Origin of the sequence: Candidatus Phycosocius spiralis, assembly GCF_030158815.1 — a bacterium.
GTDB lineage: Bacteria > Pseudomonadota > Alphaproteobacteria > Caulobacterales > Aquidulcibacteraceae > Aquidulcibacter > Aquidulcibacter spiralis.
In genome coordinates this window covers 1-349 of the sequence record NZ_BPFZ01000039.1, presented here as the reverse complement: position 1 = coordinate 349, position 349 = coordinate 1, and the positions used below count along the sequence as shown (strand labels likewise).

General features: G+C 59.6%; 1 protein-coding gene. It reads right to left on the bottom strand.

Annotated elements, in window-relative coordinates:
• Positions 1-349: LysM peptidoglycan-binding domain-containing protein (locus tag PsB1_RS11795; RefSeq protein ID WP_284361847.1), on the bottom strand; the 349-nt coding region annotated here is incomplete at both ends.

Below are 349 nucleotides of genomic sequence, written 5' to 3'. Positions count from 1 at the left end.
GGGTGGAGGGGGTGACATCGCCCAGGGTTTCGCCCGGATTATAGGGCGTGATGGTGGACGCATTATAGGTGTTGCGCACCACACCCGCGGGCAGGCGCAGCGTTTGGCCTTCAATCAGGGCCGACGTACCGCTTAGGCCATTGGCCTCTGCCAATTTATACCAAAGACCGCTATCGCCCCACAGGTTTTGGGCAATGCTTTGCAGGCTATCGCCGCCGCGCACCGTGTAGCTGCCAAAGTTTGAGCCCTGGCTATAGCTATTGATCATCGCCAGATTGGAGGAAACCTGCTCATCCTGCTTGCCACTTGCGGCACCATTGGCAAAGGGGCCAGGCGTTCCGCTTGCCGG